The sequence below is a fragment of the Aureimonas sp. SK2 genome (assembly GCF_029813115.1).
Lineage (GTDB): Bacteria > Pseudomonadota > Alphaproteobacteria > Rhizobiales > Rhizobiaceae > Aureimonas.
This window is the reverse complement of record NZ_JAPZDS010000014.1, coordinates 62,410-88,603: the sequence shown is the minus strand read 5'-3', so window position 1 is coordinate 88,603 and position 26,194 is coordinate 62,410. Positions and strand designations below refer to the sequence as shown.

Annotated in this window: 27 protein-coding genes; 14 read left to right on the top strand and 13 right to left on the bottom strand. The window is 68.7% G+C overall.

The window, feature by feature from the left end; translation table 11 throughout:
• Window positions 1–60: 60 nt before the first annotated feature.
• Window positions 61–1,050 carry an SDR family oxidoreductase gene (locus O5O54_RS17015; RefSeq protein ID WP_279483026.1) on the top strand — a complete coding sequence of 330 codons (990 nt, stop codon included), beginning with the start codon at window positions 61–63 and terminating at the stop codon, window positions 1,048–1,050.
• Between the two features lie 45 nt (window positions 1,051–1,095).
• Here the strand turns inward: O5O54_RS17015 and O5O54_RS17010 are convergent, their stop codons facing one another.
• A complete protein-coding gene (locus tag O5O54_RS17010; RefSeq protein WP_279483025.1) occupies window positions 1,096–1,272 on the bottom strand; it encodes a hypothetical protein in 177 nt (58 codons plus the stop codon).
• The gene (locus O5O54_RS17005; protein ID WP_279483024.1) at window positions 1,269–1,502 is read right to left on the bottom strand and encodes a hypothetical protein; all 234 of its coding nucleotides are present in this window, start codon (window positions 1,500–1,502) and stop codon (window positions 1,269–1,271) included. The genes O5O54_RS17010 and O5O54_RS17005 overlap by 4 nt, the downstream gene beginning before the upstream one ends.
• Window positions 1,503–1,640: 138 nt before the next feature.
• Here O5O54_RS17005 and O5O54_RS17000 point away from each other — a divergent pair, with 138 nt between their 5' ends.
• The 3 genes from O5O54_RS17000 to O5O54_RS16990 all read left to right on the top strand — a co-directional run bounded on the left by O5O54_RS17000 (window position 1,641) and on the right by O5O54_RS16990 (window position 4,214).
• Entirely contained in the window at window positions 1,641–1,835 is a 195-nt protein-coding gene (locus O5O54_RS17000) for a hypothetical protein (RefSeq protein WP_279483023.1), read from the top strand.
• 167 nt (window positions 1,836–2,002) lie between these two features.
• Window positions 2,003–3,202 carry an MFS transporter gene (locus O5O54_RS16995; protein ID WP_279483022.1) on the top strand — a complete coding sequence of 400 codons (1,200 nt, stop codon included), beginning with the start codon at window positions 2,003–2,005 and terminating at the stop codon, window positions 3,200–3,202.
• A gap of 31 nt (window positions 3,203–3,233) precedes the next feature.
• A complete protein-coding gene (locus O5O54_RS16990; protein ID WP_279483021.1) occupies window positions 3,234–4,214 on the top strand; it encodes an asparaginase in 981 nt (326 codons plus the stop codon).
• A gap of 62 nt (window positions 4,215–4,276) precedes the next feature.
• Here O5O54_RS16990 and O5O54_RS16985 read toward each other — a convergent pair whose 3' ends face one another.
• Window positions 4,277–5,023 carry a Crp/Fnr family transcriptional regulator gene (locus tag O5O54_RS16985; protein ID WP_279483020.1) on the bottom strand — a complete coding sequence of 249 codons (747 nt, stop codon included), beginning with the start codon at window positions 5,021–5,023 and terminating at the stop codon, window positions 4,277–4,279.
• A 78-nt stretch (window positions 5,024–5,101) separates the two neighbouring features.
• Here O5O54_RS16985 and O5O54_RS16980 point away from each other — a divergent pair, with 78 nt between their 5' ends.
• The 3 genes from O5O54_RS16980 to O5O54_RS16970 all read left to right on the top strand — a co-directional run bounded on the left by O5O54_RS16980 (window position 5,102) and on the right by O5O54_RS16970 (window position 6,317).
• Window positions 5,102–5,404, top strand: a complete 303-nt coding sequence (locus O5O54_RS16980; RefSeq protein WP_279483019.1) for a hypothetical protein — start codon at window positions 5,102–5,104, stop codon at window positions 5,402–5,404.
• Between the two features lie 156 nt (window positions 5,405–5,560).
• The gene (locus O5O54_RS16975; protein ID WP_279483018.1) at window positions 5,561–6,064 is read left to right on the top strand and encodes a MarR family winged helix-turn-helix transcriptional regulator; all 504 of its coding nucleotides are present in this window, start codon (window positions 5,561–5,563) and stop codon (window positions 6,062–6,064) included.
• A gap of 91 nt (window positions 6,065–6,155) precedes the next feature.
• Window positions 6,156–6,317, top strand: coding sequence for a hypothetical protein (locus O5O54_RS16970; protein WP_279483017.1), 162 nt, complete (start codon window positions 6,156–6,158; stop codon window positions 6,315–6,317).
• Between the two features lie 10 nt (window positions 6,318–6,327).
• Here the strand turns inward: O5O54_RS16970 and O5O54_RS16965 are convergent, their stop codons facing one another.
• The 3 genes from O5O54_RS16965 to O5O54_RS16955 form a co-directional block, all read right to left on the bottom strand.
• Entirely contained in the window at window positions 6,328–6,657 is a 330-nt protein-coding gene (locus tag O5O54_RS16965; protein WP_279483016.1) for a VanZ family protein, read from the bottom strand.
• A gap of 190 nt (window positions 6,658–6,847) precedes the next feature.
• Window positions 6,848–9,226: an EAL domain-containing protein gene (locus O5O54_RS16960; RefSeq protein ID WP_279483015.1), complete on the bottom strand. Its 2,379-nt coding sequence runs from the start codon at window positions 9,224–9,226 to the stop codon at window positions 6,848–6,850.
• A 141-nt stretch (window positions 9,227–9,367) separates the two neighbouring features.
• Window positions 9,368–10,264, bottom strand: a complete 897-nt coding sequence (locus O5O54_RS16955) for a LysR family transcriptional regulator (RefSeq protein WP_279483014.1) — start codon at window positions 10,262–10,264, stop codon at window positions 9,368–9,370.
• A 139-nt stretch (window positions 10,265–10,403) separates the two neighbouring features.
• Between O5O54_RS16955 and O5O54_RS16950 the strand changes: the two genes are divergently transcribed.
• The 7 genes from O5O54_RS16950 to O5O54_RS16920 are packed head-to-tail and all read left to right on the top strand — an operon-like array spanning window position 10,404 to window position 18,473.
• On the top strand, window positions 10,404–11,240 hold the full coding sequence (locus O5O54_RS16950; protein WP_279483013.1) for an ABC transporter ATP-binding protein: 837 nt from the start codon (window positions 10,404–10,406) through the stop codon (window positions 11,238–11,240).
• The gene (locus O5O54_RS16945; protein WP_279483012.1) at window positions 11,230–13,194 is read left to right on the top strand and encodes a long-chain fatty acid--CoA ligase; all 1,965 of its coding nucleotides are present in this window, start codon (window positions 11,230–11,232) and stop codon (window positions 13,192–13,194) included. Before O5O54_RS16950 ends, O5O54_RS16945 begins: the two co-directional genes overlap by 11 nt.
• The gene (locus O5O54_RS16940) at window positions 13,191–14,069 is read left to right on the top strand and encodes a branched-chain amino acid ABC transporter permease (RefSeq protein WP_279483011.1); all 879 of its coding nucleotides are present in this window, start codon (window positions 13,191–13,193) and stop codon (window positions 14,067–14,069) included. The genes O5O54_RS16945 and O5O54_RS16940 overlap by 4 nt, the downstream gene beginning before the upstream one ends.
• Before the next feature lie 2 nt (window positions 14,070–14,071).
• The gene (locus O5O54_RS16935; protein ID WP_279483010.1) at window positions 14,072–15,145 is read left to right on the top strand and encodes a branched-chain amino acid ABC transporter permease; all 1,074 of its coding nucleotides are present in this window, start codon (window positions 14,072–14,074) and stop codon (window positions 15,143–15,145) included.
• A gap of 35 nt (window positions 15,146–15,180) precedes the next feature.
• The gene (locus tag O5O54_RS16930) at window positions 15,181–16,422 is read left to right on the top strand and encodes an ABC transporter substrate-binding protein (RefSeq protein ID WP_279483009.1); all 1,242 of its coding nucleotides are present in this window, start codon (window positions 15,181–15,183) and stop codon (window positions 16,420–16,422) included.
• A 3-nt stretch (window positions 16,423–16,425) separates the two neighbouring features.
• Window positions 16,426–17,217 (top strand): ABC transporter ATP-binding protein, encoded by a 792-nt coding sequence (locus tag O5O54_RS16925; RefSeq protein ID WP_279483008.1) that lies wholly within the window; start codon window positions 16,426–16,428, stop codon window positions 17,215–17,217.
• A gap of 23 nt (window positions 17,218–17,240) precedes the next feature.
• Window positions 17,241–18,473, top strand: coding sequence for a phenylacetate--CoA ligase family protein (locus O5O54_RS16920; RefSeq protein WP_279483007.1), 1,233 nt, complete (start codon window positions 17,241–17,243; stop codon window positions 18,471–18,473).
• Between the two features lie 9 nt (window positions 18,474–18,482).
• Here the strand turns inward: O5O54_RS16920 and O5O54_RS16915 are convergent, their stop codons facing one another.
• The 7 genes from O5O54_RS16915 to O5O54_RS16885 form a co-directional block, all read right to left on the bottom strand.
• The gene (locus tag O5O54_RS16915) at window positions 18,483–19,277 is read right to left on the bottom strand and encodes a thioesterase family protein (protein ID WP_279483006.1); all 795 of its coding nucleotides are present in this window, start codon (window positions 19,275–19,277) and stop codon (window positions 18,483–18,485) included.
• Window positions 19,274–20,125 carry a CoA ester lyase gene (locus O5O54_RS16910; protein ID WP_279483005.1) on the bottom strand — a complete coding sequence of 284 codons (852 nt, stop codon included), beginning with the start codon at window positions 20,123–20,125 and terminating at the stop codon, window positions 19,274–19,276. Before O5O54_RS16910 ends, O5O54_RS16915 begins: the two co-directional genes overlap by 4 nt.
• Window positions 20,122–20,577 (bottom strand): MaoC family dehydratase, encoded by a 456-nt coding sequence (locus O5O54_RS16905; RefSeq protein ID WP_279483004.1) that lies wholly within the window; start codon window positions 20,575–20,577, stop codon window positions 20,122–20,124. Before O5O54_RS16905 ends, O5O54_RS16910 begins: the two co-directional genes overlap by 4 nt.
• Entirely contained in the window at window positions 20,577–22,433 is a 1,857-nt protein-coding gene (locus O5O54_RS16900; RefSeq protein WP_279483003.1) for a biotin carboxylase N-terminal domain-containing protein, read from the bottom strand. The genes O5O54_RS16905 and O5O54_RS16900 overlap by 1 nt, the downstream gene beginning before the upstream one ends.
• 2 nt (window positions 22,434–22,435) lie before the next feature.
• The gene (locus O5O54_RS16895) at window positions 22,436–24,031 is read right to left on the bottom strand and encodes a carboxyl transferase domain-containing protein (RefSeq protein WP_279483002.1); all 1,596 of its coding nucleotides are present in this window, start codon (window positions 24,029–24,031) and stop codon (window positions 22,436–22,438) included.
• Between the two features lie 7 nt (window positions 24,032–24,038).
• Entirely contained in the window at window positions 24,039–25,178 is a 1,140-nt protein-coding gene (locus tag O5O54_RS16890; protein WP_279483076.1) for an isovaleryl-CoA dehydrogenase, read from the bottom strand.
• A 119-nt stretch (window positions 25,179–25,297) separates the two neighbouring features.
• Complete coding sequence (locus O5O54_RS16885; RefSeq protein WP_279483001.1) at window positions 25,298–26,167, bottom strand: LysR family transcriptional regulator; 870 nt, start codon at window positions 26,165–26,167, stop codon at window positions 25,298–25,300.
• Window positions 26,168–26,194 lie beyond the last annotated feature (27 nt).

The window sequence follows — 26,194 nt, the reverse complement described above, 5'->3', positions numbered from 1 at the left end:
CATTCGGCCGTCCGGGCCTTCTGCCATCGACGCCAGACGCAAGGGGATCGAAGGTCGGACATGACGAGAACGGTGGTGATCACGGGCGGAACGGCGGGCATCGGCCTTGCCACCGCCGAGACATTCGCGCGCGACGGGTGGAACGTCGGAATTCTGGCGCGTGGCGAAGAACGGCTGCGGGAGGTGGAGGAGCGGCTGCGCGCGCTCGGCGTGAAGGCGCTGGGCATCGCGACCGACGTGTCGGACGCCGACGCGGTGGATGCCGCGGCGGAGCGCTGCGAGACGGAGCTCGGCCCGATCGAGGCCTGGATCAACAACGCCATGGCGACGGTCGTCGCGCCCGCCGACCAGATCTCGCCCGACGAGTATCGCCGCGTGACGGACGTCACCTATCACGGGCAGGTCTTCGGCACGCTCGCCGCCCTGAAGCGCATGCGCGCGCGCGACCGCGGCACCATCGTGCAGGTGAACTCGGTGCTCGGCATCCGGCCCTTCCCGCTCCAGTCCGCCTATGACGGCGCCAAGGCGGCGGCGCTCGGCTTCACCAACGCGCTGCGCGGCGAGCTCGGCCATCTCGGCAGCAATGTGCAACTCGTCACCGTCTTTCTGCCGGCGGTGAACACGCCGCAGTTCGACGGCTGGGCTCGCAACAAGGTCGGCCGGCGGCAGATCGCGCCCGATCCCGTCTACGACGCACGCCTGTGCGCCAACGCCATCCATTTCGGCGTGCTCCATCCACGCCGCGACATCTGGGTCGGGCGCACCACGGTGATGGCGAGCCTCCTGCAGCGCCTCTGGCCGAACGCCGCCGACGTCCAGTCGCGCAGCGGCTGGGAGGGCCAGCTCTCCGACGAGACCATTCCGCGGATCGAGGGAAACCTCTTCGAGCCGGGGCAGGGGCCTGCGCGGATCGAGGGACCGTTCACCGATCGCACGCTCGCCTCGCGCCACACCTTCTTCACCAGCCGGCAGCGCGACGTCGCGGTCCTGGGGCTGATCGGCGCCGGCGTCCTCGGTCTGGCGGCGGCGTTCAGGCGTCGCCTGTCCTGACGCCGCAAGCGGGGCCGCCGACCGGTTTCGGCGGCCTCGGCCCGTTCAGGGGCCGCCCGCGACCGATCCCATGACGACCATCACGAGGTCGTCGAGATCGACCGGGCCATTCAGCGTCACGCCCTTCTCGGTTTCCTCGACCGTCAATCGACCTTCGCCGATCTCGGCCTGGCGCCGAAGTTCGGCGACGATCGCCTCGCGGATGCTGTCCTCGACCGTCATTGACCGGCCTCCGGCCTGCTGGTCCGGACGCCCGGCGGATACTGGAGCCCGCCGGCGCTCGTTTCGTCCACCTCCTCGGCGGAAAGCGTCTCGTCCCGCGCCTCGGGTTTGCCATCGGCGGCCGCCACCTCGACCAGATCGTTGTCGAGCCCGGCGAACTGGGCCTCGATCTGCCGCGCGTCCTCTTCGGGTGTGCCGGAATCCGGCCTTTTGGTCGTATCGTTTGTCATTTCCTCAGCTCCAGCTGGTGTCGCATGGAGCGGGAACGCGCGGATGCGCGCTGCGCTCCGAGATTTGACCGTGGACGGCGCGACAATGCCGCCGAACGACCCATATCCGCTGTCGAGACGAAACCGGGAAGCAGCGCCTTGGCCAAGTTCGACAAGCCCTCCAACCGAAAGCGCGGTTCGCTCTGGGCGGTGGTGACGGCTGTCGTCGTGACTACGGTCCTCTATTTCATGTTCTTCTCCAGTCGCGAGGGCGAGCGGCCTGTCACGAACCCCGGCGGCGGCGTGACGACCGGCGCGGCGCCCGTGACCGGGGGCTCGACGCCGGCGCAGTAGGACGGGCCGCCTGACCGTTGCCCGCGTTCTGCGGGCGCGGCCAAAGACAGCGAGATGCCCTGGCGACAACCTGTGCGATCACATGCTAGAGGATCCAGCGATCCGTTCGTCGGCCTTATCATGCGGCCGCGAAGCGGGGAGCGCGAGGCCGAGAGCCGGGGTTCGTCATGTCATCCATATCCGTCGCGTCGCAGCCGCTGCCGCAAAAGACCACGCTCTCGATCCTCGTGGCGATGAGCGCCTGCCACATGCTGAACGACGTCATGCAGTCGCTGCTGGCATCGCTCTACCCGCTCCTCAAGGCGAACTACGCGCTGGACTTCGCCCAGATCGGTCTCCTGACCATGACGTTCCAGGTCACGGCCTCGCTGCTGCAGCCGGCTGTCGGCGTGGTCACCGATCGCTGGCCCATGCCCTATTCGCTGCCTGTCGGCATGGCATCGACTCTGGTCGGTCTGCTGCTCCTGTCCTCCGCCGGCAGCTTTCCGATGCTGCTCCTGGCGGCGAGCCTGATCGGCTTCGGCTCGGCCGTGTTCCATCCGGAAGCCTCGCGCGTCGCGCGAGCGGCTTCCGGCGGCCGGCACGGCTTCGCGCAGTCGCTGTTCCAGCTCGGCGGCAACGCGGGCACGGCGCTCGGCCCGCTGCTCGCGGCCTTCATCGTCCTGCCCTACGGCCAGCACAGCATCGCCTGGTTCGCCGTCATCGCCTTCACCGGCATGGCGATCCTCACCTGGGCGGGCAACTGGTACGCGGCGCACCGCCGGGCGCAGATCGGTCGGGGCCCGGTCAGCCGCGCTCTGCCGCTGCCGCGCAACACGGTGCTGATGGCCGTGGGCATCCTCGTGCTGCTGACGGCCACCAAGAACGTCTACATGGCGAGCTTCTCCAGCTACTACACGTTCTACGTCATCGACCGCTTCGGCCTGTCGGTGCGGGAGGCGCAGCTCATGCTGTTCCTGTTCCTCGGCTCGGCGGCGGCCGGCACGTTCCTCGGCGGGCCGATCGGCGACCGCTACGGCGCCCGCTTCGTGATCTGGTTCTCCATCCTCGGCGTCATCCCGTTCGCGCTGGTCCTGCCCTATGCCAACCTGCCGCTGACGGCCGTCCTGACGGCGGTGATCGGCTTCGTCCTCGCCTCCGCCTTCCCGGCCATCGTGGTCTTCGCACAGGAGCTCCTGCCGGGGCGGGTCGGGCTCGTCGCCGGCATGTTTTTCGGCTTCGCCTTCGGCGCGGGCGGGCTCGGGGCGGCCTTCCTCGGCGATTTCGCCGATACGGCCGGCATCGAGTTCGTGTATCGGACCGTGTCCTTCCTGCCGCTTCTGGGGCTGGCGACGATTCTCCTGCCGAGGATCCCGTCGATGCGCTGAAGCCGGCGGCCTTCGTCAGGAGAGCCAGACCATGCCGCGCATCCGACTCGTCACCACCGGCGGAACCATCGCGTCCCGCGCAGAGACCGCGCAGGCGGACGCCGACGTCGTGGCCTCGATCCAGGGCGAGGCGCTGCGCGCGGGGCTCCACGACCGCTTGGAGGGCATCGAGATCGAGGTGGACGACTTCTGCAGCGTCAACTCGTTCTCGATCGACCTGCCGCTCGCCTTCGCTATGGCCCAGCGCATCGACGCGCATCTGTCGGACCCCGCCTGCGACGGTGTGGTGGTGACGCACGGCACCGATACGATGGAGGAGAGCGCCTATCTCGCCGACCTCGTCGTGCGGTCGCAGAAGCCCGTCGTCTTCACCGGCGCCCAGCGCAGCGCCGATGCGCCCGACACGGACGGGCCGCGCAACATCGCCGAAGCCGTCCGGCTCGCGGCGGCGCCGGAGGCGGCCGGCCTCGGGGCGACCATCCTGTTCGAGAGCGAGTTCCACGCGGCGCGCGACGTCACCAAGACGCACACCTCGCGCACCGACACGTTCCGCTCGGGCGAGCACGGCAAGCTCGGCGAGGTGGACGGGACGCTGGTGCGCATTTACCGCCGCCCGGTGCTTCGTCGGACCTTCGCGCCGACGCGCATCGAGACCGGCGTCGACCTTGTGCGCATGGCCATGGGCGCTTCGGACCGCGTTCTCCGCTTTCTGGCGAGCGAAGGCGCGCGCGCCATCGTGGTGGAAGGGTTCGGCCTCGGCAACACGCCGCCCGCAGTGACCAAGGCCGCGGCCGAGATCATCGCGGCCGGCATCCCGGTGATCGTGACCTCCCGCTGCCCGGAAGGCCGCGTGAAACCGGTCTATGGCAACGGCGGTGCGAAGGATCTGGAGCGGGCGGGAGCGATCTTCGCAGGGGACCTCACGGGCGCGAAGGCGCGTATCCTCGCGGCGGTCGTGCTGGGATGCGAAGGCGCCGACCTTCGCGGCGCCTTCGCCGAACTCGGCGGCTGATCCGCGGGCTTCTCGAAGGCCGTTTCGGGCGTTCCCGCCAAGCAGACCGGCGGGCCTGTCTCCTACTCCTTGGCGCCTGCGCGCACGCGCGAAGCGGGCGCCAGGATCAGGCGCTCGTACTCATCCTCTGGAATGCCGTAGCAACCGGCGGCGATCTCCTCGAGCCCCCTGCGGTCCAGGATATGGATGCGCCCGCGCGTCGCCCTGATCAGGTGGGCGCCCTCGAGAACGTGAATCTCGTTGGTCACGCCGGAGCGCCGCACGCCGAGCATCAGCGACAGGAACTCGTGCGTCAGAGGCAGATCGTCGCTTTCCAGCCGGTCGTGTGACATGAGCAGCCAGCGCGCCAAGCGCTCGTTGATGTTGTAGCGACCGTTGGCCAGAGCCGAATGCGAAAGCTGCAACTCGTAGCAGTGGATGTAGCGCAGGAGCAGGTTGCGCAACGCCTCGTCCTGCTGCGCGATCCTCACCAGCAGCGACGCCGGTATGCGCCACGCCGCGCCGACCGTCTGCATGAAGGTCCGGTGCGGCGTGTGGTCGACGCCGTGCAGCACGTAGAAGCCCGTCATGCCTTCAGGGCCGACATGGCCGACCTCGATCTCCTGCATCCCGTCGCGGCTCGTGGCCACCATCGAGGCCAAGCCGCTTTCGAGGAAGTACACGTGTTCGAGCGCGACATTCTCATGCACGAGGACGGCGCGGACCGGCAGTTCGATGAACTCGAGATGTGGAGACAGACGCGCAAAGCTTTCCGCCGTCGCGACGGCCAGGAGGCGATTGCGCACGCTGGACTGCACCCTTGCCGCCATTGGCGTCTCGATTTCTCCGCATGAGCGCTTGGCCGAACCGCATGTTCAGGTAGCGGTATCGGAGCTGGAAAGCTGCTTATGCGGGAAGGACAGGCCTCGCTCCATACGGGCATGCTCTACGGTACGCTTCTGACAGTATTTGGTCGGCGCTCGATTGCCGCTTATCCGTGCGACCGGCACGCTCCGCTTGTCGCCATCGAAGGGGCGGAGTTTGCCGAATTCGATGGGGTGCGCCGCGAGGCGGTCCGCAGTCCTCGTGAGCTCTTGGCCGAAACGCTGCTCCGCAGCGAGATCGTCAACGAGCGCATGATCGAATTCTGCGCCGTCAACGGTCAGCTCGTCGATATCATCTGGTTGAAGGACCAGATTCACCTACCATAAGATGGGGGGTGAATGGATCGTGCCCTATGAATATTCAGCTAGTTACTTCCGAGAAAGGTGCGTTTTCGCACATTAAGAGGGAATATTTGCGATTTTTCATGGACAGCTCAGATTGCTGAGTCACATGAGGTGATATCTCAACCCGGAGTAGCTCCCATGGAACTTTCAGCACATGCCGGCGCACAGGGGTTAAAGTACAGAGTGCCCAGAGGGCGGACGGACGCACGTCATGAGACGATCCTAAGTGCGGCCTTGGCTACATCGCAGTCGCTTCGCGCGTTCTTGGGATTGAAGCTGGCCAAGCTGGGTCTGGCGTCCGGCCAGGATCGACTGCTGATCGCGCTGGCCGACAACACGAGCCTCAGCGTTTCGGCCCTGGCGGACGAATTGAACGTCCGTCCCTCGACGGTTTCCAAGATGATGGATCGGCTGGCCGCGCGCGGCTACACGCAGAGGTTACCCGATCCGGCCGATGCCCGGCGCATCAACCTCCAGCTCACGCCCGACGGCGAAGAGATCTGCACCCGGCTTCGCACGCTGTGGCGGGACATCGACGCCGAGCTGACCGCCGACCTCTCCGCCCATGAGAAGGCCTGTATCTCGGACGGTATCGCGCTTCTCGACACAAGGATCGCTTACCGCCTGCGCCGATTGCGATAGGGTCGCCTGATCACCTCGTCGTGAACCTTGCCGCACGATCTTTCCGCGTGCCTCTTTAACTCCTAGTTTTGGTTAACGAGGAGGCGACACCATGGAGACCGAAGCACGGGCCGCTCCACAGTCCGCTGAGGAGGAGCGGCAGGAACGGCCGCCATTGCGAGACGAAATGCGGCCGGCGCGCGGTCTTCTCGTCGGGATCGCGCTGTCGTCCATCTTCTGGCTGGGACTGCTGGTTCTCTGGCTCGCGCTGTAGAGGCGCCCGCTCAGCCGCGCTGCCGGCGCGCGATCATGAGGTTCGTCAAGGTCGCGATCGCCGCACCGCAAGCCGCGCCGCCGGCCTTCACCATCGCGTCGCCCCACCGCGCGTGACGGGTCGGCGAAAGTTCCTGCAGCCACTCGATCCCGATCGCGGCGACCACGATCGCGAGGCCGACCAGCAGCCAATGCCGGGGATAGGCGAGCACGAACAGACCCGCGAGAAGCCCGAAGGCGAGGGCGCGGTCGCCCTGCACGGACATCACGTCATGCGGACGCAGGCCGATCGGCGATACGGTGACGAACAGGACGGCGACCAGCGCAAGCCACGCGGCCACGCGGCAGGCACGATGCAGCTCAGGCTGCCGGATCCATCGCCGTGCGCCCGATAGAGCGGACACGGCGGTACGCGGCGAGCGGGGCGGCATTCGGCTGGGGTGGTTCATCGGCGCATTTGGACCATGTGACGCTGGGCCGAGCCTTATCTCCACCCGGGCGTGGCCGCATTCGGACCGGGAGGCCGAAAGGTCAGGACCCGACGCCGCGGTCGGGCGCAAGAAGCCGGTTTGCGAAGCTTGCCAGGGGCATCGGCTTGCCGAAGAGATAGCCTTGTCCCTCGACCACCCGCTCACGCAGATAGGCGGCCTGGCCCGGCGTTTCGATCCCTTCGGCGATGACCTGCAGATCGCATCCCCGCGCCATCCGCAGGACGGCGTCCACGATCCCCTGGTCCTTCCGGTCGGTCTCGATGTCCCGGACGAACGACCGGTCGATCTTGAGGCGGGTGATGTCCAGTTGCTTGAGGAACGTGAGCGAGGCGTAGCCGGTGCCGAAATCGTCGAAGGCGATGCCGACATCCATCCGGCGCAGGCGGGACAGGTGCTGCGCGATCGTGCGCTCGTTGCGCAGGACGATATTCTCGGTGATCTCAAGCTCCAGCGCATGGGCCGGCAGCCCGCTGGTGGCCAGCGCCTCCTCCACGCGTTCGACGAAGTCCGGCTGGCGGAGCTGCGCCGCGAAGAGGTTCACGCCGACGCGGAAGCCCGCCTGCCCTGCGCGGCCGCGGATCCTCATCGCGTCGCGGCATGCGGTCGAGAGAATCCAGTCGCCCACAGGGGAGGCGAGGGAACTGGCCTCGAGCACCGGCAGGAACGCCGCCGGGGCCAGCACGCCGAGATAGGGGTGGTTCCACCGGATCAGGGCTTCGGCTCCGACGACCCGGTTGCCCGTGAGTCGCACCTGCGGCTGGTAGTAGAGCTCGAAGTTCCGGCAGTCCCACGCCTCCCGCAGGTCCTCCGCCACGCTGAGCCGGTCCTTGGCCGCCTTGCGCAGTTCGGGGGTGAACAGGCGCACGCGCGCCCTGCCGTTCGCCTTGGCGTCGTAGAGCGCGAGATCGGCCGCCAGCATGAGATCGTCCGCCGAGACGCTCTGCGACTGTGACGGCATCAGCCCGACGCTCGCCGATAGATGGGCGATCTCGTCGCCGATGGGAATCGGCGTCTCGATGGCTTCGATCAGCCGTCGGCCGGCCTCGGCGATCCGGAGAGGATCGGCCGTCCCGCGAAGGATCACCGCGAACTCGTCGCCGCCCAGGCGGGCCAGGAGATGCGGTTCGCCGACGATCGTCCGGGCGCGGCTCGCGACCGCGCGCAGGGCTTCGTCGCCCCCCGCATGGCCGAACGCGTCGTTGATGTCCTTGAACCCGTCGAGGTCGAAAAGGAGCAGCGAGAAGGAGGTCCCGCTCTCCAGATGCTCGGCCACGCAGGTCGCCAACGTTTCCTGGAAGCGGGCGCGGTTGGCGAGGCCCGTCAGGCTGTCGGTATAGGCGAGGGTGCGGATGCGCTCCTCGACCGACAGCCGTTCGCTCTGGTCGCGGAAGGCGATCACGGTCTGAACACTGCCGGCGAGCCGCACGTCGCTTCGCAGGACCCGCACCGGCAGGAACCCGCCGAGGCTCGTCGCGAGGCGTGCATCGGTCTCCTCCCGTTCCGGCAGGGCGCGGAGGTCGAGATCCGGAAGCAGCGTATCGAGCGCCCGCCCGGTGAGCTCTTCCCTGGAGAACCCGGTCAGCCGGGCGAGGCTGTCGTTGGCGGTGACGACGCGGTCTCCCTCGCAGATCGCCAGACCCTCCAACCCAAGATTGGCGAGTTCGCCGAGCCTTCTGCGCTCGTAGCGTAGCTTGGCCTTGGCCGCGAGGGTGAGCCGCAGCCCGAGGATCGCGACGGCCGCCAGGATGGAAGAGACCACGGCGACGATCGGCGCGAGGGTTTCGGGGGGGATCGTCCAGGCCGGAAGGGCGACCCGCGGGTCGAACTCGAGGGTCATCGCGACCATTCCGCCGATGTGGAGGATGCCGATGGCCAGAACCAGAAGCGGCGCTCCGGCGAGGCTCACGACCCGCTTACGCTCCACCGACGCAAGGGTCGCCAGGCCGAACACGGGAAGCGACCCGAGGAGCGTCGACCAGACGACGAGGAGATCCCAGTGGATGTGCCCGCGCACGACATAGGCCGCCTGGCCGACATAGTGCAGGACCGCGACGCCGAGCCCGATCACGACACCGCCGGCGAAACGCCTCCAGCGCTCGCGCCGACCGAGCGAAAGCATCAGCCCGGCGCCGATGCCGACGATCGCCAGGACAAGCGACAGCGCGGTGGTCACGGGCTCGAAACCCGACTGCATGCCCGGCCGGAAGGCGAGAAGGGCGATCATATGGGTCGCCCAGGCCGTGCAGCCGGCCGAGAGCAGCGCGAGAAGCGCCCACTTTGTGCGCTCCCGGCCTTGCAGCCGGCTGGCATGGCGCGCGACCGAGAACGATCCGTAGATTCCGACGAGGCAAACGACGACCGCCAGGCTCAAAAGCCTCGGATCGTTCAGGACGCCTACGCAGGTCAACAGAACGTTCATCGCTCCTCCTGGGGGCAGGAGTAGATTCCAACTCTTAAGAACCGAACGAACGAGGCTAGATCGCGTGCGATCGATGCGCGAAGATACCCGAAATTTTCCTTTGCCGCTCACCGATCCGGGGGAGGACGGGGGCGGGTGCCTTTAGCCCTGCTCGCTGAGCCTGCCGGCCAGGAACTCGATGATCTGCTGGCCGAGGGGCCCCGGCGCGCGGTCGATCGACCAGGCCGCGCCCAGCGCACGAACGGGATGGAACCGGTTGTCGGCGCTGCGAAGACGTTTGACGACGCCGGCCGCCTCCTCGTCGGCGAAGAAGACCTCGTTGGTGAAGCACCAGCCGAAGCCGCCGGTGACGAGCATCCGGATGTGTTCTAGGTCGTTGGAGGTCCAAACGTCCGGCCCGAACACGCGCCCCAGGCGCTCGACGTCGACGCTCGGGCTCCCGATGAAGTAGATCTGCCGCTCCGACTGGAACGCTTCGATCGGGATCGGCTGCGGCAGACGCGAGAGCGGATGCGTCGCCGACGCGACCGGCCACATCGTCACGTTTCGGAACGAGCGGGCCGTCATGTCGGGCGGCACGTTGGCGAGAAAGGTCAGCGCGAAGTCCACCTCGCCGCTGCGCAGGGTCTCCCACAGCGTGTTGAGCGAACTCGTGAAGAGCTGGACGCGGGCGCGGGGCTGGGTGGCGTCGAAACCCTGGAGCGCGTCGCGCAGTGCCGTCAGCGGGAACAGGACGTCCACCGCGATGCGGATACGCATTTCCTCGCCCTTTTCCAGCGCCTTCATGTGCGCCGTCAGGCGCCGCGCGCTTTCGACCAGGAACGTCGCCTCCGCGAACACCGCCCGGCCGCGTTGCGTCAGGGTCGCCTCCCGCGACGCGCGATCGATCAGCGGGAAGCCGCACTGCCGCTCCATCTGCGCGACCGCGTAGGACACCGAGGACACCGCCCGGTTCAGCCGCCGCGCAGCGCTCGAGAAGCTGCCCTCTTCCACGACGGTCACGAAGGTGCGGAGCTGGTCGATCAGGTTGGGGTTCATTCGATGGGTCCGAACGATTCATCCGATAGATTACGTATTCCTGAAAGCGAACCGCTTTGATAGCCTCTTCTTGGTTGCAGCGATTGGGAGATCGAGGCGGCCGACAATGGCACTGACAGGCTCTGGGAGGAGGCGGGTCATGCAGCATCCGACGGCGCTCGTCGCCGCCAGCCCACACGCGTCCGCGAATGCGGCAGGCCGGCCCGAGGCCTTGGCCTGCGAAGGGGTGAGCCGCTGGTTCGGCGGCCTCCAGGCCCTCAAGAGCGTGTCCATTCGCGTGGGACAAGGGGAGATCTTCGGCCTCGTCGGTCCGAACGGCTCGGGCAAGACGACCCTCGTCAACGCCATCACCGGCTTCTATCCACCCCAGGAAGGCGCGATCCGGCTGCATGGGCAGCGGATCGAGGGAACGCGGCCGCACAAGGTCGCCAAGATGGGCGTCGCCCGCACGTTCCAGAACGTCGCCCTGTTCCGGGGCATGAGCGTTCTCGACAACATTCTCATGGGCCGGCACATCTTCATGCGCCCCTCGGCGCTGGCCGCCTTCTTCTATCCGGTCTGGGCGCAGAAGGCGGAGACCGCCAATCGCCGCAAGGTCGAGGACGTCATCGATCTCCTGCAGCTCCAGAGCGTGCGCGACGAGCATGTCGACACGATCCCGCTCGGCCTCCAGAAGCGGGTGGAGCTTGCCCGCGCGCTGGCCGCCGAGCCGCGCCTTCTGGTCCTCGACGAGCCGATGGCCGGCATGAACCAGGAAGAGAAGGAATACATGGTCCGCTTCATCCTCGACGCGCGCGAGGAGCTGGGGCTCACCGTCCTCCTGATCGAGCATCACCTCGACGTCGTGACCGCCATCTGCGACCGCGTGGTCGTCCTGAACAACGGGACGCGCATCGCCGAGGGGCCGGCGCGCGAGACCATGGGCGATCCGGCCGTGGTCGCCGCCTATATCGGGGGAGCCGCTCATGCTGCATGACGGGGCGACCATCGCGGCAGGAGTCCGAGCCCTGCATCCCGGCTGGCGCGACGGCGACACGCTGATCGCCGCCTTGAACGAGAACGCCGAGACGCACGGGAACACCGTCGCGATCCGCGAGCGCGACCGCGGCATCTGGCAGGAATGGACCTGGAAGACCTATCGCGACCGCGTCCTGGAACAGGCGGCCGGGTTCGAGGCCGCCGGGCTGAAGGCCGGCGATGTTGTGCTCGTCATCGGCGACAATCGCGCCGCCCTCTACGTCGCGATGCTGGCCGCGATCTGCCTGCGGGCCGTGCCGTCGCCCGCCTATTCCGACGTGGCGCCCGAGGAACTCGCCGGCCAGGTTCGGCGGGAGGGCATCCGCTTTGCCGTGGCGGAGGACCAGGAACAGGTCGACAAGCTCCTTGTCGTGCGCGAAAGCGTTCCAGACCTCGCGACGATCGCCTATGACGACCCGCGCGGGCTGAAGGGCCGCGAGCCCCCGGGCGTCGTCGCGCTGGAGAGCCTGCTCGACCAAGGGCGCGCGCGGCTCGAACGTGAGCCGGCCCTGCGCGAGGCGCTTCTCGGCCGTGCCGGGGTCCATGACGTCGCGGTGCTCCTCCATTCGTCGGGCACGACGGGGGCGCCCAAGGGCATTCCGCTCAAGCACGGCCATCTCCTGTCGGGCGTTCGCAACGCCGCCGCCGCCGGATATTTCCGCGAGGGCGAGGTCCACATGGCCTACCTGCCCATGGCCTGGGTGGGCGACTTCCTGTTCTCGCTGGCCGCCGCGATCACGCTCCGCTTCGTGGTCGCGATCCCCGAGCGCCAGGAAACCGCCCAGCACGACCTGCGCGAGATCGCGCCGACGATCTACTTCTCCTCGCCGCGCGCCTGGTCGAACATGTTGACGCGCGTCCAGGTCGGCATGGAGGAATCGACGCGCGGCAAGCGCCGCCTGTTCGAGCATTTCGTGCCCTTCGCCGTCGAGCTGGAGCGACGCCGGCTGGAAGGGCGTGAGCCGTCGGCGATCGAGCGGCTGCGCTGGCAGATCGGCCGGCTCCTGGTCTTCGGGCCGCTTCTCGACCAACTCGGTCTCGCCCGCGTCCAGCGTCCCTACACGGCGGGCGAGGCGATCGGCGAGGAGGTCTTCCTCTTTTTCCGCGCCCTCGGCCTCAACCTTCGCCAGTTCTACGGCCAGACGGAGAATTGCGCGCTCGCCGTCGCGCAAGGGGCGGGGGACCTCCAGCTCCATACGGTGGGCCGACCGTTTCCGGGCGTCGAGGTTCGGATCGACGAGACCGGCGAGATCCTGATGCGGGGCGACAACGTCTTCGACGGCTACCACGGCGACGAGGCGGCAAGCGCCAAGGCGCTCGACGGCGGCTGGCTGCGCACCGGCGACGCGGGCCAGGTCGAGCTGGACGGGCAGATCGTGGTGCTCGGGCGCGTGTCCGAGGTCGTTCATACGGCCGCCGGCACGCGCTACATCCCGACCTATATCGAGAACCGCCTGAAGTTCTCGCCCTATATCCGCGACGTCTGCATTGTCGGGCGCGGGCGCCCGTCGCTGGCCGCCATCGTCTGTATCGACTTCGAGGCCGTCGGCCATTTCGCGCAGGAGAACGCGGTCTCCTACACGTCCTATGCCGATCTGTCGCAGAAGCCGGAAATCCTCGACCTCGTCGAGCGCACGATCGGAGGCGTCAACAAGCGCCTGCCGGAAGGGCTGGCGATCCAGCGCTTCGTCAACCTCCACAAGGAATTCGATCCCGACGACGGCGAGGTGACCCGCACCCGCAAGCTGAAGCGCGACGTGATCGAGCGGCACTACGGCCCGATCGTCGAGGCGCTCTACGACGGCCGCGAGCGCATCGAGTTCGAGGCGCGCGTCGCCTACGAGACCGGCGCGGAGGGTGTCTTGAAGCGCGAGCTGACGCTGCGCGGCGTCGGCAAGGGGAGGGCGGCATGAGCTACTTCGTCGAGCTTCTGGTCAACGGCGCGCTGACGGGTCTCATGTACTCGCTCGTCGCGCTCGGCATCGTCCTCATCTACAAGTCGTCCGGCGTGCCGAACCTCGCACAGGGTGCCGTTGTTCTGATCGGCGCCTATGTGGTCTGGCTTCTCGTCGCGGCCGGTCTGCCGCTGCTCGTCGCCGTGCCCGTGGCCTGCATCCTGATGTTCGGCTTCGGCCTCGCGGTCGAGCGCTTGCTCCTTCGTCGCATGGTCGGCCAGCCCATCATCATGGTGGTGATGCTGACGCTGGGCCTGGAAATCTTCCTGCGCGGCCTCGGCCCCGGCCTCCTCGGCGCGGCGCCCAAATCGCTCGACCTCGGCGTGGACCTCTCGCCCATCATCGTCGGCGACGTGTTCATCAACCGCGACTATCTCTGGGGCGGCGCGATCGCGCTCCTTCTGATCGGCGCCTCGCTCCTCTTCTTCCGCACCCGGCTCGGCACCAAGCTGCGCGCGGTCTCGGACGACCATGTGTCGTCCTGGGCGGTCGGCATCTCGGTGGAGCGCGCGATCGGCATCTCCTGGGGGCTCGCAGCCGTGGCAGCGGTGGCGGCCGGCACGCTCTGGGGCTCGGTCCAGGGCGTCGACTGGACCCTGTCGGCCCTCCTGTTTCCGGCGGTGGCGGTGGTGATCCTCGGCGGGGTGGACTCCATCGTCGGGGTGCTGGTCGGCGGGCTGCTCGTCGGCATCCTCGGCTCGGTCGTGCCCGGCTACCTCGACTCGCTGGTGGGCGGGGGCACGCGCGACGTCGTCACCTCGCTGATCATCCTTTTCACCATCATGGTCCGGCCCTACGGCATCTTCGGCCGCGAGGACATCGAGAGGATCTGACGATGTTCTATAGGCTCGCCGGCGTCCACCACACGACCTATCGCTCCGATGCCCGCCTCTGGCGCGTGCCGGCCGACCGCTACGCGCTCTGCCTCGTGCTCCTGCTGGCCGTGGCCGCGCCCTTCCTCGTGTCGCCGCTCTATCTCGGCTCCTACCTTCTGCCTTGGCTGGTCTGGAGCGCGGCGACGCTGTCGCTCACGCTTCTCATGGGCATCGCCGGCCAGCTCCATTTCGGTTTCGCGGCGGTGATGGCGATCGGCGCCTACACCTCGATCCATCTGACCCGGGCGGGTGCCCCCTTCGAGCTCGCGCTGATCGGGGCCGGGCTCGTCTCGGCCGTGATCGGCTGCGTCTTCGGCGCGGCGGCGCTGCGGGTGAAGGGCCTCTACCTCGTCATGGCGACGCTCGCCATGCAGTACCTTGTGGATTGGGTCATCATCAACGTGCCGGCCATCTCGGGCGGCGCGCAGGCAACGCTCCAGACCCCGCGCGTCTCGCTTCTCTTCCTGCCGCTGGACGGCCCCTGGGCGCGCTACTGGGCGGCGCTCGCCTGGGCCGTGGTGGCCGCGCTCTTCATCCTGAACGTCAAGCGCACCGCCTTCGGCCGCGCGCTCGTCGCCATCCGCGAGAAGGACTTCGCGGCGGCCGTGATCGGCGTCGATCCCTTCCGCACCAAGCTCGTCGCCTTCTTCACCTCGTCCTTTCTCGGCGGCGTGTCGGGTGCGGTGCTCGCCTTCTGCTACTACCGCGCGGTCACGCCGGAGCAGTTCACCTTCAACGTCTCGATCCAGCTCGTCGCGATGGTGCTGGTCGGCGGTCTCGGCTCGGTCATCGGCGCGTTCCTGGGCGCGGGCTTCGTGCTGCTCGCGCCGATCGTCCTCACCAACCTGGTGATCGCGCTGTCCGGCGCCGGATGGCTCTCCGTCTCGACCAATCTCCTCTCGCACATCCCGATGATGGCCTATGGCGCCCTCATCGTCGGCTTCCTCCTGATGGAGCCGCTCGGCATGGCGAAGATCTACGACAACATCCGAAACTACTTCCTCGTCTGGCCCTTCCGCCACGCGAGACGCTGACCGCCCACACACAAGAAAAACCGGAGGAGACCATCATGCATCGCCGTCTCGCATCGATCGTCGGAGGGCTCGCCCTTTCGCTCTGTCTGTCCGGCGCGTCCCTGGCGCAGGAAACGATCAAGTTCGCCATGCCGCAGGATTTCACGGCCGTCTACACGTTCGTGACGGGCGAATACAATCAAGGCCAGCGCGACTATCTCACCCTCGTCAACGAAGAGGGTGGTATCGACGGCCACAAGTTCGAAGCCCTCGTCTCCGATACCGGCAACCAGCCGCAGCGTGGCATCGAGGCCTACAACCGGGCGCGCGACCAGGGCGCGATCCTCTTCGATTTCCTTTCGACGCCCGTCTCGCGCGCCCTCGTGCCGCAGGTGCTGCAGGACAAGGTGGTGATGATCACGCCCGTGCACGGGCGCGGCGACGCCTCCGACGGCGAGACCTTCCCCTACATCTTCCCGATGATGGCGACCTACTGGAGCCAGGCGACGGTGCTGGCCAACTGGATCGAGGAAAAGGGTGGCGGCCTTGCCGGCAAGAAGATCGCCCTCGTCCACATCGACAGCCCGTTCGGCCGTGAGCCGATCAATGTCCTGAAGGATCTGGCAGCCGAGAAGGGGTTCGAGGTCTCGACCTTCGCCTATGCGAGCCCCGGCAACGAGCAGGGCTCGACCTGGACCGAGGTGCGTCGCTACCGGCCCGATTACGCGCTGATCTGGGGCGCGGGCGGCGGGCAGGCGGTGTCCGTGCGCGAGGCCATCCGCAACGGCATCTCGGCCGACAAGATCCTGTCCGTCGTCTGGCTCACCGAGACCGACGCGCGCACCGTCGGGCCGGACGTGATGAAGGGCGTCAAGCGCTTCGAGGCCGTTGCGCCCGGCAAGGACAACCCGATCCTCCAGCGCATCGAGGAGAAGGTCGTGGCGCCGGGCAAGGGCGCCGGCAATGCCGAGCTGGTCGGCTCATCGGCCTACAATCTCGGCGTCGCCACCATGGCCGTCGCGGTGGAGGCGGCCCGCCTCGCGCTGGCCGACGGCGGGGGCGAGCTCACGGGCGAGCGCCTCAAGGACGGGTTCCAGAAGATCTCGAACTTCAACGCAGAAGGCCTGATGCCGCCGATCACCATCACGCCGAAGGACCACCAGGGCGGCGGCTTCGGACGCGTGTCCGAGTGGGACGGCCAGGCCTGGGTGCCGGTCACCGACTGGGGCTCGCACTACGGCGAGATCGTCCAGAAGGAGATCGAGGCCGGCGCCAAGGGCTTCCGCGAGGGACGCTGAGCCATGGCCCTCCTGTCGCTTTCCAATGTCGAGGTGATCTACGACCGCGTGTTTCTCGCGATCAAGGGCGTGTCGCTCCGGCTGGAGGAGGGCGGCATGGTGGCGCTGCTCGGTGCCAACGGCGCGGGCAAGTCGACGACGCTGAAGGCCATCTCGGGGCTGCTCGGCCCCGAGCGCGGACAGGTGACGCGCGGCGAGATCACGTTCGACGGGCGCGACGTGCGCGCCATGGGCCCGCCCGACCGGGTGGGCGCCGGCATCGTCCACGTCCTGGAAGGGCGGCGCATCTTCGGGCACCTGACGCCCGACGAGAACCTCGTCGCCGCCTTTCCGCTGAAGGGCTCGCGCGGCGAACTCGACGCCCTGCGCGACCGGGTCTACGCCTATTTCCCGCGCCTGAAGGAGCGGGCGCGGCACAAGGCCGGCTATCTCTCGGGCGGCGAGCAGCAGATGCTGGCGATCGGCCGCGCCATGATGTCCAGCCCGCGCCTCATCATGTTGGACGAGCCGAGCCTCGGCCTCTCGCCGCTCCTCGTCTCGGAGATCTTCGCCATGATCGGCGAGATCAACCGGGCCGAGAAGCTGTCGGTCCTGCTCGTCGAGCAGAACGCGGCGGCGGCGCTGCGCATCGTCGACCACGCCTATCTCATCGAGAACGGTCACGTGGTGATGGACGGCTCGGCCGAGACGCTGCGCGCCAACCCGGACGTCCAGGAGTTCTATCTCGGGGGCGGCGGCAAGGTCGACTACCACAACGTCAAGCACTACCGGCGGCGCAAGCGCTGGCTCGCCTGACGCGGCATCGGAAGGACATCCTCATGCAGGGCTTCGACACGACCCTCGCCCGGCGCGAGCCGGCGGCGCGCACGGCCGCGCAGTTCTCTCGCCTCCGCGACCTCCTCGGCCGCGCGCTGGAAACGGCGCCGGGCTGGAAGGCGCATCTCGGCGAGATCGATCCGCACGCGGTCGGAACGCCGGAGGCGCTGTCGCGGCTGCCCGTCCTGCGCAAGTCCGACCTGCCGCGCCTGCAGGGCGAGCGTCCGCCCTTCGGCGGCCTTGCCCTGAGAGAGCCTGGCCGCCTGGCGCGCCTCTTCGTCTCGCCGGGGCCGATCCTCGACCCGGAAGGCTTCGGCAGCGACTGGTGGGGCGCCGCCCGCGCGCTTCATGCGCTGGGGCTGGAGGCTGGCGACGTGCTCCACAACAGCTTCTCCTACCACCTGACCCCGGCCGGCGCGATGTTCGAGAGCGGCGCGCATGCGCTGGGTTGCGCGGTGATCCCGGCCGGCACGGCCGGCTCGGAGGCGCAGGTCGAGGCTATTGCCCGCTTTGGCCCGCGAGCCTATGTCGGCACGCCCGACTTTCTGAAGGTGCTGCTCGACAAAGCCGCCGAACTCGGCGCGGACGTCTCCTCCCTCCGCCTGGCGCTCGTTTCGGGTGCCGCGCTGCCGGCCTCGCTCAAGCGCGAGCTGGAAGGGCGGGGTCTGACCGTGCGGCAGGCCTACGGCACGGCCGATCTCGGCATCATTGCCTATGAGACCGGCGCGGCCGAAGACGGCATGGCGATCAGCGAGGACGCGATCGTCGAGATCGTCGCGCCGGGAACGGGCGACCCGGTGCCGGCGGGCGAGGTGGGCGAACTCGTCGTCACGCGTCTGAACGAAGATTATCCGCTCTTCCGCTTCGCGACGGGCGACCTTACCGCGCTTCATACGAGCCCGGCCGCGGACGGCATCACCGCGCCGCGCATCCGCGGCTGGATGGGCCGGGCCGACCAGACCACCAAGGTGCGCGGCATGTTCGTGCGCCCCGAGCAGGTGGCGGCCGTGGCCCGCCGTCATCCCGAGGTCGGGCACCTGCGGCTCGTCGTGACGCGCGAGGGCGAGCGCGACGTGATGGTGCTCCATGCGGAGGGCGCCGATGAAGGCGTGGCTTCCGCGCTCGCCGAAACGCTGGCGGCCGTCACGAAGCTGCGCGGCACCGCGCGGATCGTCTCGCCCGGCTCGCTGCCGCGCGACGGCAAGGTGATTGCCGACGAGCGGCGCTACGACTGACGGCGCCGTTCAGCGCGGGCGCACCGTCAGGCTCTGCGCGACGGAGCCGAGCGGCCCGTCGGCATCGTGCAGGATCGTGTGGGTGAGGCCGATGCCGACCGGGCCGAAGCTCACCGCCGTGTCAAAGCCGAGCCAGTCGCCGACGGGCTCGCGCAGGAGATGCACCGTCAGATCGACGTTCGGGAAGAGCGCCGTTTCCGGACCGCAGCGGGGGGTCATGCCGTTGGCGAAATCCACCATTCCCAGCATCCGCGCGGTCTGGCCGACGCTCTCGCCGCCGATCAACGCCACCTCGGTCCGCAGCCAGCCGCGCGCGCGGCCCAGCGCCAACTGCTCGCGCCGGCCTTCCAGCGTGCGCACGCAGGCGCCCTCCCAGGTGCCGTCGAACGTATGGGCGCTCAGCGACTCGCGCGCGGGCATGGGGTCGAGCGCCGAACCGGCGATCGCGCCCGTGTCATAGGCCTTCAGGAGCCAGGCGCGCGCGAGCACGCACGGCCGGCCGTCGTAGTGGAGGCGCGCCTCCACCAGCTCGATCGTGCGGCCGGGGCGCAGCACGCTGACCTCGAGCGTCACCGTGCCGATCGGGATCACGCCGAGGATGTCGTAGGACAGGCGGGCCAATACCAGCCGGTCGTCGCCGCGCCGCCGCGCCATGTCCGCGTCGATCGCATGGGCGATGAGCCCGAGCGCCGGCGCGATGTGCTGCTCGGCGGGGTTCCAGGCGCCTTCGGTCATTCGCGTGGCGCGAAAGGCGTTCTCGCCTTCGCGCTCGAAATAGCAGGCGGATTCGGCAGTCTCGGTCATTCGCTTTCCCCTGCGCGGGCCAGAAGCTTGCGGGCCTGGACGAGATGGGGCGCATCCATCATCCGCCCATCCACCTGAAGCGCGCCGGCATCCGGCGCGGCGGCGAAGGCGGCAACGATGCGACGGGCAATCGCGATCGCCTCCGCGTCCGGCGTGAAGGCCGCGTTGATGATGGCGACCTGGCTCGGATGGATCGCCATCATGCCGGTGAAGCCGTCACGCGCCGCCCGGGCCGCGAAGGCCCGGAGGCCGGCCTCATCGCGAAAGGCGGGATAGACCGTCTCGATCGCCGCCACCCCGGCCGCATGGGCGGCGAAGAGGGTGAGGGAGCGGGCGATCTCGTAAGGAGCCGTGAAGCGCCCGTCCGCCTCGCGGCTCGTGGCGGCGCCGATCGCAGCGGGCAGATCCTCTGCGCCCCATGTGAGCCCGGCAAGCCGGTCCTTCACGTCGGCATAGGTGCCGAGCCGGAAGATCGCGGCCGGCGTTTCCGTGGCGATCGGCAGGATCGGCGCCGCGATGCCGGCCGCTTCGAGACGTTCGGCGCAGGCGAGGACACTGGCGCTCCCCTCCGCCTTCGGCTGCATGATCGCGTCGGGCGAAAGGCCCCGCAGGGCCTCGAGGTCGGCGTCGAAGAGCTGCGTGCCCAGTGGATTGACCCGGACCAGAAGGCGCGCCCTACCGCGCACCTCGGCGAGCCGCGAGGCGACGGCCGCCCGCGCCGTGGCCTTGGCGGCTGTGGCGACGGCGTCTTCGAGGTCGAGGATCAGCGCGTCCGCGCCGCTCGCCTCCGCCTTGGCGAAGCGCTCGGGCCGGTCGCCGGGCACGAAGAGGAGCGATCGCAGCCTCATGCCGCGTCCCGACGCTTGACTAGCGCCGTGCGCAGGCATTCGCAGACGGTCTCCTCGCGCTGGTTCAGCATGCGGTGCGCGAAGGTCACGATGCCCGCGTCCGGGCGCGAGCGACTATCCTTCAGCGCATGGATCTCCGTCTCTGCGCGTAGCGTGTCGCCGATGAAGACGGGCTTGGGATGAACAAGCTTGTCGTAGCCGAGATTGGCGACCAGCGTGCCGAGCGTCGTGTCGCCGACCGACAGTCCCACCATCAGCGAAAACGTGTAGGTGCCGTTGACGAGGATGCGGCCGAACTCGCTGGCGCGCGCGGCTTCGGCGTCGAGATGCAGCGGCTGCGGGTTGTGGGTCATGACCGTGAACAGGAGATTGTCCGTCTCCGTCACGGTGCGGCGGATTTCGTGAACGAGGCGATCGCCGACCGTCCAGTCCTCGAAATGGCGTCCGGCCATCAGCTTTCCCCGCGCTCGATGCGGGCCACCAATGTACCCTCCGGCACCTGTGCGCCCTTCGTCGCCTTCAAGGTGGTCACCGTCCCGTCGAAGGGCGCCAGCAGCGCCTGTTCCATCTTCATCGCCTCCAGGACCATGAGCGTCTCTCCCTTGGCCACAGCCTGGCCCTCGGCCACGTTGACGGCGATGATCGTCCCCGGCATGGGCGACAGGATCGCCCCGTCGCCTTCGCTCTCGCCGCCGGCCCGCTCGGTCCGGGGGAGGCCGAAGGGCCAGGCTTCCCCGTCGAGGAAGGCGACGCCGTCGGCCACCACGACGGTGCCGGCATGCGCCTTCGGGCTGGCGCGGCGCGGCTGCCCGCCGAGTTCCAGGTCGATCTCGATGTCCGGAGGAGCGTTCAGGCGGAAGCCGGGGAGGCCGGTCCAGGGATCGCCGGTCGGCGCGGGCACGAGGGCCGCCGCCGCAGCCTCGGCGACGGCCAAGGGCGGCTCGGTGCCGGGAACGAGGTCGCTTGCGTGGCGCTCGATGAAGCCGGTATCGATGCGCCCGGCGACGAAGTCCGGATGGCTGGCCGCCCGCGCCAGGAAGCCCGCGTTGGTCTTCACGGGCCAGACCTGCACCTCGCGCGCCGCCCGCGCGAGCAGGCGCGCCGCGTCCTGGCGCGTGTCGCCGTGGACGATCAGCTTGGCGATCATCGGGTCGTAGTGGGGCGTGATCGTCCCGCCTTCGGCTACGCCGCTGTCGATCCGCACGCCCGCGGGAAAGCGCAGCCGGTCGATCGGGCCGATGGAGGGCAGGAACCCGGTCGCGGGGTTCTCCGCGTAGAGGCGCGCCTCCATGGCCCAGCCGCGGATCGACAGCGCGTCCTGCCGCAAGGGCAAGGGCTCGCCGCTCGCCACCCTGAGCTGCCATTCCACGAGGTCCTGGCCGGTGATCGCCTCCGTCACGGGATGCTCCACCTGGAGGCGCGTGTTCATCTCCATGAACCAGATGCGGTCGGCCCGAAGCCCCTGCGACCCGTCGGCGATGAACTCGATCGTGCCGGCGCCGACATAGTCCACGGCCTTCGCCGCCCGCACCGCCGCATCACAGACGGCGTCGCGCACCGCGTCGCTCATGTCGGGGGCAGGGGCCTCCTCGATCACCTTCTGGTGGCGGCGCTGCAGCGAGCAGTCGCGTTCGAAGAGGTGGACGACGTTGCCGTGGCGGTCTCCGAAGACCTGAACCTCGATATGGCGGGGCGCGGTGATGTAACGTTCAAGGAGCACGCGGTCGTCGCCGAAGGACGCCGCCGCCTCGCGTCGGCAGCTATCCAAGAGGGCAGGGAACTCCGAAGCGGCATCGACGCGGCGCATGCCCTTGCCGCCGCCGCCGGCGACCGCCTTGATCAGAAGCGGAAAGCCGACCGCCTCGGCCTCCCGGGCCAGCCGCTCGGGCGACTGGTCGGCGCCGAGATAGCCCGGCGTGACGGGCACCCCCGCCTCGATCATCCGGGCCTTCGCGGCGTCCTTCAGGCCCATGGCGCGGATGGAGAAGGCCGGTGCGCCGACCCAGACGAGGCCGGCGGCCTCGACGGCCTCGGCGAACTCGGCGTTTTCCGACAGGAAACCGTATCCCGGATGGATGGCCTGCGCGCCCGTTGCCCGCGCGGCTTCGAGGATCCGGTCCTGCCGGAGGTAGCTGTCGCCGGCCGGCGCGGTGCCGATGCACACCGCCTCGTCGGCTTCCGCGACGAAGGGCATGCCGGCATCGACGTCGGAATGAACCGCCACCGTGCGGATCCGCAAGCGCCGGGCGGTGCGGATGATGCGGCGGGCGATCTCGCCCCGGTTGGCGATGAGGAGGCTGGTGATCATCGTCACATCCGGAACAGGCCGGCGCGCGGGCGCTCCGGAATGGGAGCGTTGAGCGTGGCCGAGAAGGCGAGGCCGAGGACGTCGCGGGTCTGGGTCGGGTCGATCACGCCGTCGTCCCAGAGGCGGGCCGTGGCGTAGTAGGGGTTGCCTTCGTCCTCGTATTTCTGGCGGATCGGCGCCTTGAAGGCTTCCGCCTCCTCCGGCGTCCAGGTTTCGGCATCGCGATGGACGGTGGCAAGCACGCTCGCCGCCTGTTCGCCGCCCATCACCGAGATGCGCGCGTTCGGCCAGGAGAACAGAAAGCGGGGCGAGTAGGCCCGGCCGCACATGCCGTAGTTGCCGGCGCCGAAGCTGCCGCCGAGCAGGACGGTGATCTTCGGGACGGTGGCGGTGGCGACGGCGGTGACGAGCTTGGCGCCGTTCTTGGCGATGCCCTCGCCTTCGTAGCGACCGCCGACCATGAAGCCCGAGATGTTCTGGAGGAAGAGAAGCGGCACCCGGCGCTGGCATGCGAGCTCGATGAAGTGGGCGCCCTTCAAGGCACTTTCGGAAAACAGGACGCCGTTGTTGGCAAGGATCGCCACCGGCATGCCCCAGATGTGCGCGAACCCGCAGACCAGCGTCGTGCCGTAAAGCGCTTTGAATTCGTGGAACTCGGACCCGTCCACCAGCCGGGCGACGACCTCGCGCACGTCGTAGGTGGTGCGCAGGTCCGCCGGGACGACGCCATACAGCTCGGCCGGGTCGAGGAGGGGCGGGCGCGGGGGCAGAGTCTTGATATCGGCCGCCTTCGGCCGGTTGAGCGTTCCGACGATGTCGCGCACGATCAGGAGCGCGTGGCTGTCGTTGTCGGCGACATGGTCGACCACGCCGGAGCGCCGGCCGTGCGTTTCGGCACCGCCCAGCTCCTCGGCCGAGATGACCTCGCCCGTCGCGGCCTTCACCAGGGGCGGGCCGGCGAGGAAGATCGTGCCCTGGTTGCGGACGATCACCGTCTCGTCGCACATGGCCGGCACATAGGCGCCGCCCGCCGTGCAGGAGCCCATGACGCAGGCGATCTGCGGGATGCCCGCCGCCGACATCTGTGCCTGGTTGAAGAAGATGCGGCCGAAGTGGTCGCGGTCGGGAAAGACCTCGGCCTGGTGCGGCAGGTTGGCGCCGCCCGAATCCACGAGATAGATGCAGGGGAGCCGGTTCTCGAAGGCGATCTCCTGCGCGCGCAGGTGCTTCTTTACCGTCATCGGGAAATAGGCGCCGCCCTTCACCGTAGGGTCGTGGGCGACGATCATGCATTCGCGGCCCGACACGCGGCCGATGCCGGCGATCATGCCGGCGCCCGGCGCGGCGTCGCCATACATCCCATTGGCTGCAAGCCCGCCGATCTCGAGAAAGGGGGAGGTGGGGTCGAGAAGGCGTCCGACCCGGTCGCGTGGCAGGAGCTTGCCGCGCGCGACGTGGCGGGCGCGGTGCTCGGCCGAGCCGCCGAGCGCAGTCGCCGCCGTCTTCTCGCGCAGTGTCTGCGCGAGGGCCAGATTGTGCGCGGCTTGCGCGGCGAAGGTCTGCGACCCGGTGTCGATCAACGAGCGGAGCGTCGGCATGGCGGACCTACTGGACCCTCGGCGCATCGCCCTTGACGAGTTCGCGGCCGACCAGCATGCGGCGCATCTCGTTGGTGCCGGCGCCGATATCGAGGAGCTTGGCGTCGCGCCAGTAGCGCTCCACCGGCCAGTCGCGCGTGTAGCCCGCGCCGCCGAGCGCCTGGATCGCCTCGCCCGCCACGCGCACGGCGCTCTCGGAGGCGAAGAGGATGCAGCCCGCCGCGTCGAAGCGGGTGACCCGGCCGGCGTCGCAGGCCTTGGCGACGGCATAGCAATAGGAGCGCGAGGCGTTCAGCGCGACATACATGTCGGCGACCTTCGCCTGCATGAGCTGGAAGTCGCCGATTGGCCGGCCGAACTGCTTGCGCTCGCGCACATAGGGAAGGACCACGTCGAGGCAGGCCTGCATGATGCCGACCTGGATGCCGGAGAGCACCACCCGCTCGTAGTCGAGCCCCGACATCAGCACCTTCACGCCGCCGTTGAGCGGCCCCATGAGTTGGGCATCCGGCACGAAGCAGTCGTCGAAGACCAGTTCGGCCGTCGGCGACCCCCGCATGCCGACCTTGTCGATCGTCTGCCCGATCGAGAAGCCCGGAAAGTCCTTCTCGATGAGGAAGGTCGAAATGCCCTTGGAGCCGGCCTCCGGGTCGGTCTTGGCATAGACGACCAGCGTGTCGGCATGGGAGGCGTTGGTGATCCAGAACTTGGTGCCGTTGAGGCGCCAGCCGCCGTCCACCTTGTGGGCCTTGAGCTTCATCGACACGACGTCGGAGCCCGCGCCCGCTTCCGACATGGCGAGGCTGCCGACATGCTCGCCGGAAACGAGCTTCGGAAGGTACTTCGCCTTCTGCTCCGGCGTCGCCCAGCGGCGGATCTGGTTGATGCAGAGGTTGGAATGGGCGCCGTAGCTCAGGCCGATCGCGGCGGAGGCGCGGCTCACCTCCTCGCAGGCGACGAGATGCTCGAGATAGCCGAGGCCGAGGCCGCCGTGCTCCTCCTCCACGGTAATCCCGTGGAGACCGAGCGCGCCCATCTCGGGCCAGAGTTCGCGGGCGAAACGGTCCTCGCGATCCACCGAAGCGGCGATCGGCTCGATCCGGTCGCGCGCGAAGCGGCGGGTGGTGTCGCGGATCGTGTCCGCCATCTCGCCGAGGCCGTAATCCAGTTCCGCCAACGTGCCCTCCCAAGCCTGTCGTGACGACACTACGACCTCCGCCCTTGCGGGCAAAATTGAAAGATGCGGCGACTGATCATAGAAGTCTTCTATGACTGAAGCGAAGAGGCGAGCGCCTCGGCGAGTGCATCGAAGATCGGCACTCGCGCTTCCGACTGCCGTGCCGGCACGAGCCATAAGTCGCGTCGGAAGGCGAAGTCCTCCAACGGCACGCGCACGACTCCCTGTTCGGAGAAGCCGTCAGGCATCACGGTGAGGCCGATGCCCGAGCGCACATAGGCCAAGGCCTTGTCGTCGCTGGTGGTGCGGGCGGAGAAGAAGGGGCGGACGCCGCGGGCCGTGAAGAAGCGGCTGGTCTCAGGGAGTAGCTCGCAATGGCGGCGCACGAGCATCGGCTCGTTGACGAGGTCCTCGGCCCGCAGTCGACCGCGCCCGGCCAGCGGGTGCGAAGCACTGAGCGCCAGCGAATAGCCTTCCGACGCGATGCTCCGGCCTGCGGCGCGATCCGCATCGTCGCGCAGGATCGTCAGCGCCACGTCGATCCGACCGCGCGCCAGCCGGGTCCGGAGGTCGCGCTCGTTTCCCTCCACGATCTCCAGCCGCTCGCCGCCTCCTCGGGCCTGCCAGCCGAGAAGGAAGCGCTCGATCCACCGGCGGGGAACGGTGGTCAGAATGCCAAGGCGGACAGTCGGGACGGAGACGGCGCCCGCCGCCTCGCGCTCGGCCGCAGTGAAACCGGCCTCGATCGCGCGGGCATGGGCCAGAAGCGCCGCCCCGGCCTGGGTCAGTTCGACGCGCCGGTTGGTCCGGTGGAACAGCGTGCGCCCGAGCCCCTGCTCCAGCTTGGCGATCCCGACCGAAAGCGTGGGCTGCGTCACATTGCAGGCGGTTGCGGCGCGGGAAAAGTTGCCCGTGTCCACGACGGCCAGGAAGTAGCGCAGATGATAGCGGTCGATCATAGGTCGTTTCTATGGGCTACGCGCGTC

Bases quoted from the DNA above. Each gene is read 5' to 3' on its own strand.
- O5O54_RS17015 (WP_279483026.1), top strand. From the start codon at position 61: ATGACGAGAACGGTGGTGATCACGGGCGGAACGGCGGGCATCGGCCTT.
- O5O54_RS17010 (WP_279483025.1), bottom strand. From the start codon at position 1,272: ATGACGGTCGAGGACAGCATCCGCGAGGCGATCGTCGCCGAACTTCGG.
- O5O54_RS17005 (WP_279483024.1), bottom strand. From the start codon at position 1,502: ATGACAAACGATACGACCAAAAGGCCGGATTCCGGCACACCCGAAGAG.
- O5O54_RS16995 (WP_279483022.1), top strand. From the start codon at position 2,003: ATGTCATCCATATCCGTCGCGTCGCAGCCGCTGCCGCAAAAGACCACG.
- O5O54_RS16990 (WP_279483021.1), top strand. From the start codon at position 3,234: ATGCCGCGCATCCGACTCGTCACCACCGGCGGAACCATCGCGTCCCGC.
- O5O54_RS16985 (WP_279483020.1), bottom strand. From the start codon at position 5,023: ATGGCGGCAAGGGTGCAGTCCAGCGTGCGCAATCGCCTCCTGGCCGTC.
- O5O54_RS16980 (WP_279483019.1), top strand. From the start codon at position 5,102: ATGCGGGAAGGACAGGCCTCGCTCCATACGGGCATGCTCTACGGTACG.
- O5O54_RS16975 (WP_279483018.1), top strand. From the start codon at position 5,561: ATGGAACTTTCAGCACATGCCGGCGCACAGGGGTTAAAGTACAGAGTG.
- O5O54_RS16970 (WP_279483017.1), top strand. From the start codon at position 6,156: ATGGAGACCGAAGCACGGGCCGCTCCACAGTCCGCTGAGGAGGAGCGG.
- O5O54_RS16960 (WP_279483015.1), bottom strand. From the start codon at position 9,226: ATGAACGTTCTGTTGACCTGCGTAGGCGTCCTGAACGATCCGAGGCTT.
- O5O54_RS16955 (WP_279483014.1), bottom strand. From the start codon at position 10,264: ATGAACCCCAACCTGATCGACCAGCTCCGCACCTTCGTGACCGTCGTG.
- O5O54_RS16950 (WP_279483013.1), top strand. From the start codon at position 10,404: ATGCAGCATCCGACGGCGCTCGTCGCCGCCAGCCCACACGCGTCCGCG.
- O5O54_RS16945 (WP_279483012.1), top strand. From the start codon at position 11,230: ATGCTGCATGACGGGGCGACCATCGCGGCAGGAGTCCGAGCCCTGCAT.
- O5O54_RS16940 (WP_279483011.1), top strand. From the start codon at position 13,191: ATGAGCTACTTCGTCGAGCTTCTGGTCAACGGCGCGCTGACGGGTCTC.
- O5O54_RS16935 (WP_279483010.1), top strand. From the start codon at position 14,072: ATGTTCTATAGGCTCGCCGGCGTCCACCACACGACCTATCGCTCCGAT.
- O5O54_RS16930 (WP_279483009.1), top strand. From the start codon at position 15,181: ATGCATCGCCGTCTCGCATCGATCGTCGGAGGGCTCGCCCTTTCGCTC.
- O5O54_RS16925 (WP_279483008.1), top strand. From the start codon at position 16,426: ATGGCCCTCCTGTCGCTTTCCAATGTCGAGGTGATCTACGACCGCGTG.
- O5O54_RS16920 (WP_279483007.1), top strand. From the start codon at position 17,241: ATGCAGGGCTTCGACACGACCCTCGCCCGGCGCGAGCCGGCGGCGCGC.
- O5O54_RS16915 (WP_279483006.1), bottom strand. From the start codon at position 19,277: ATGACCGAGACTGCCGAATCCGCCTGCTATTTCGAGCGCGAAGGCGAG.
- O5O54_RS16910 (WP_279483005.1), bottom strand. From the start codon at position 20,125: ATGAGGCTGCGATCGCTCCTCTTCGTGCCCGGCGACCGGCCCGAGCGC.
- O5O54_RS16905 (WP_279483004.1), bottom strand. From the start codon at position 20,577: ATGGCCGGACGCCATTTCGAGGACTGGACGGTCGGCGATCGCCTCGTT.
- O5O54_RS16900 (WP_279483003.1), bottom strand. From the start codon at position 22,433: ATGATCACCAGCCTCCTCATCGCCAACCGGGGCGAGATCGCCCGCCGC.
- O5O54_RS16895 (WP_279483002.1), bottom strand. From the start codon at position 24,031: ATGCCGACGCTCCGCTCGTTGATCGACACCGGGTCGCAGACCTTCGCC.
- O5O54_RS16890 (WP_279483076.1), bottom strand. From the start codon at position 25,178: ATGGCGGACACGATCCGCGACACCACCCGCCGCTTCGCGCGCGACCGG.
- O5O54_RS16885 (WP_279483001.1), bottom strand. From the start codon at position 26,167: ATGATCGACCGCTATCATCTGCGCTACTTCCTGGCCGTCGTGGACACG.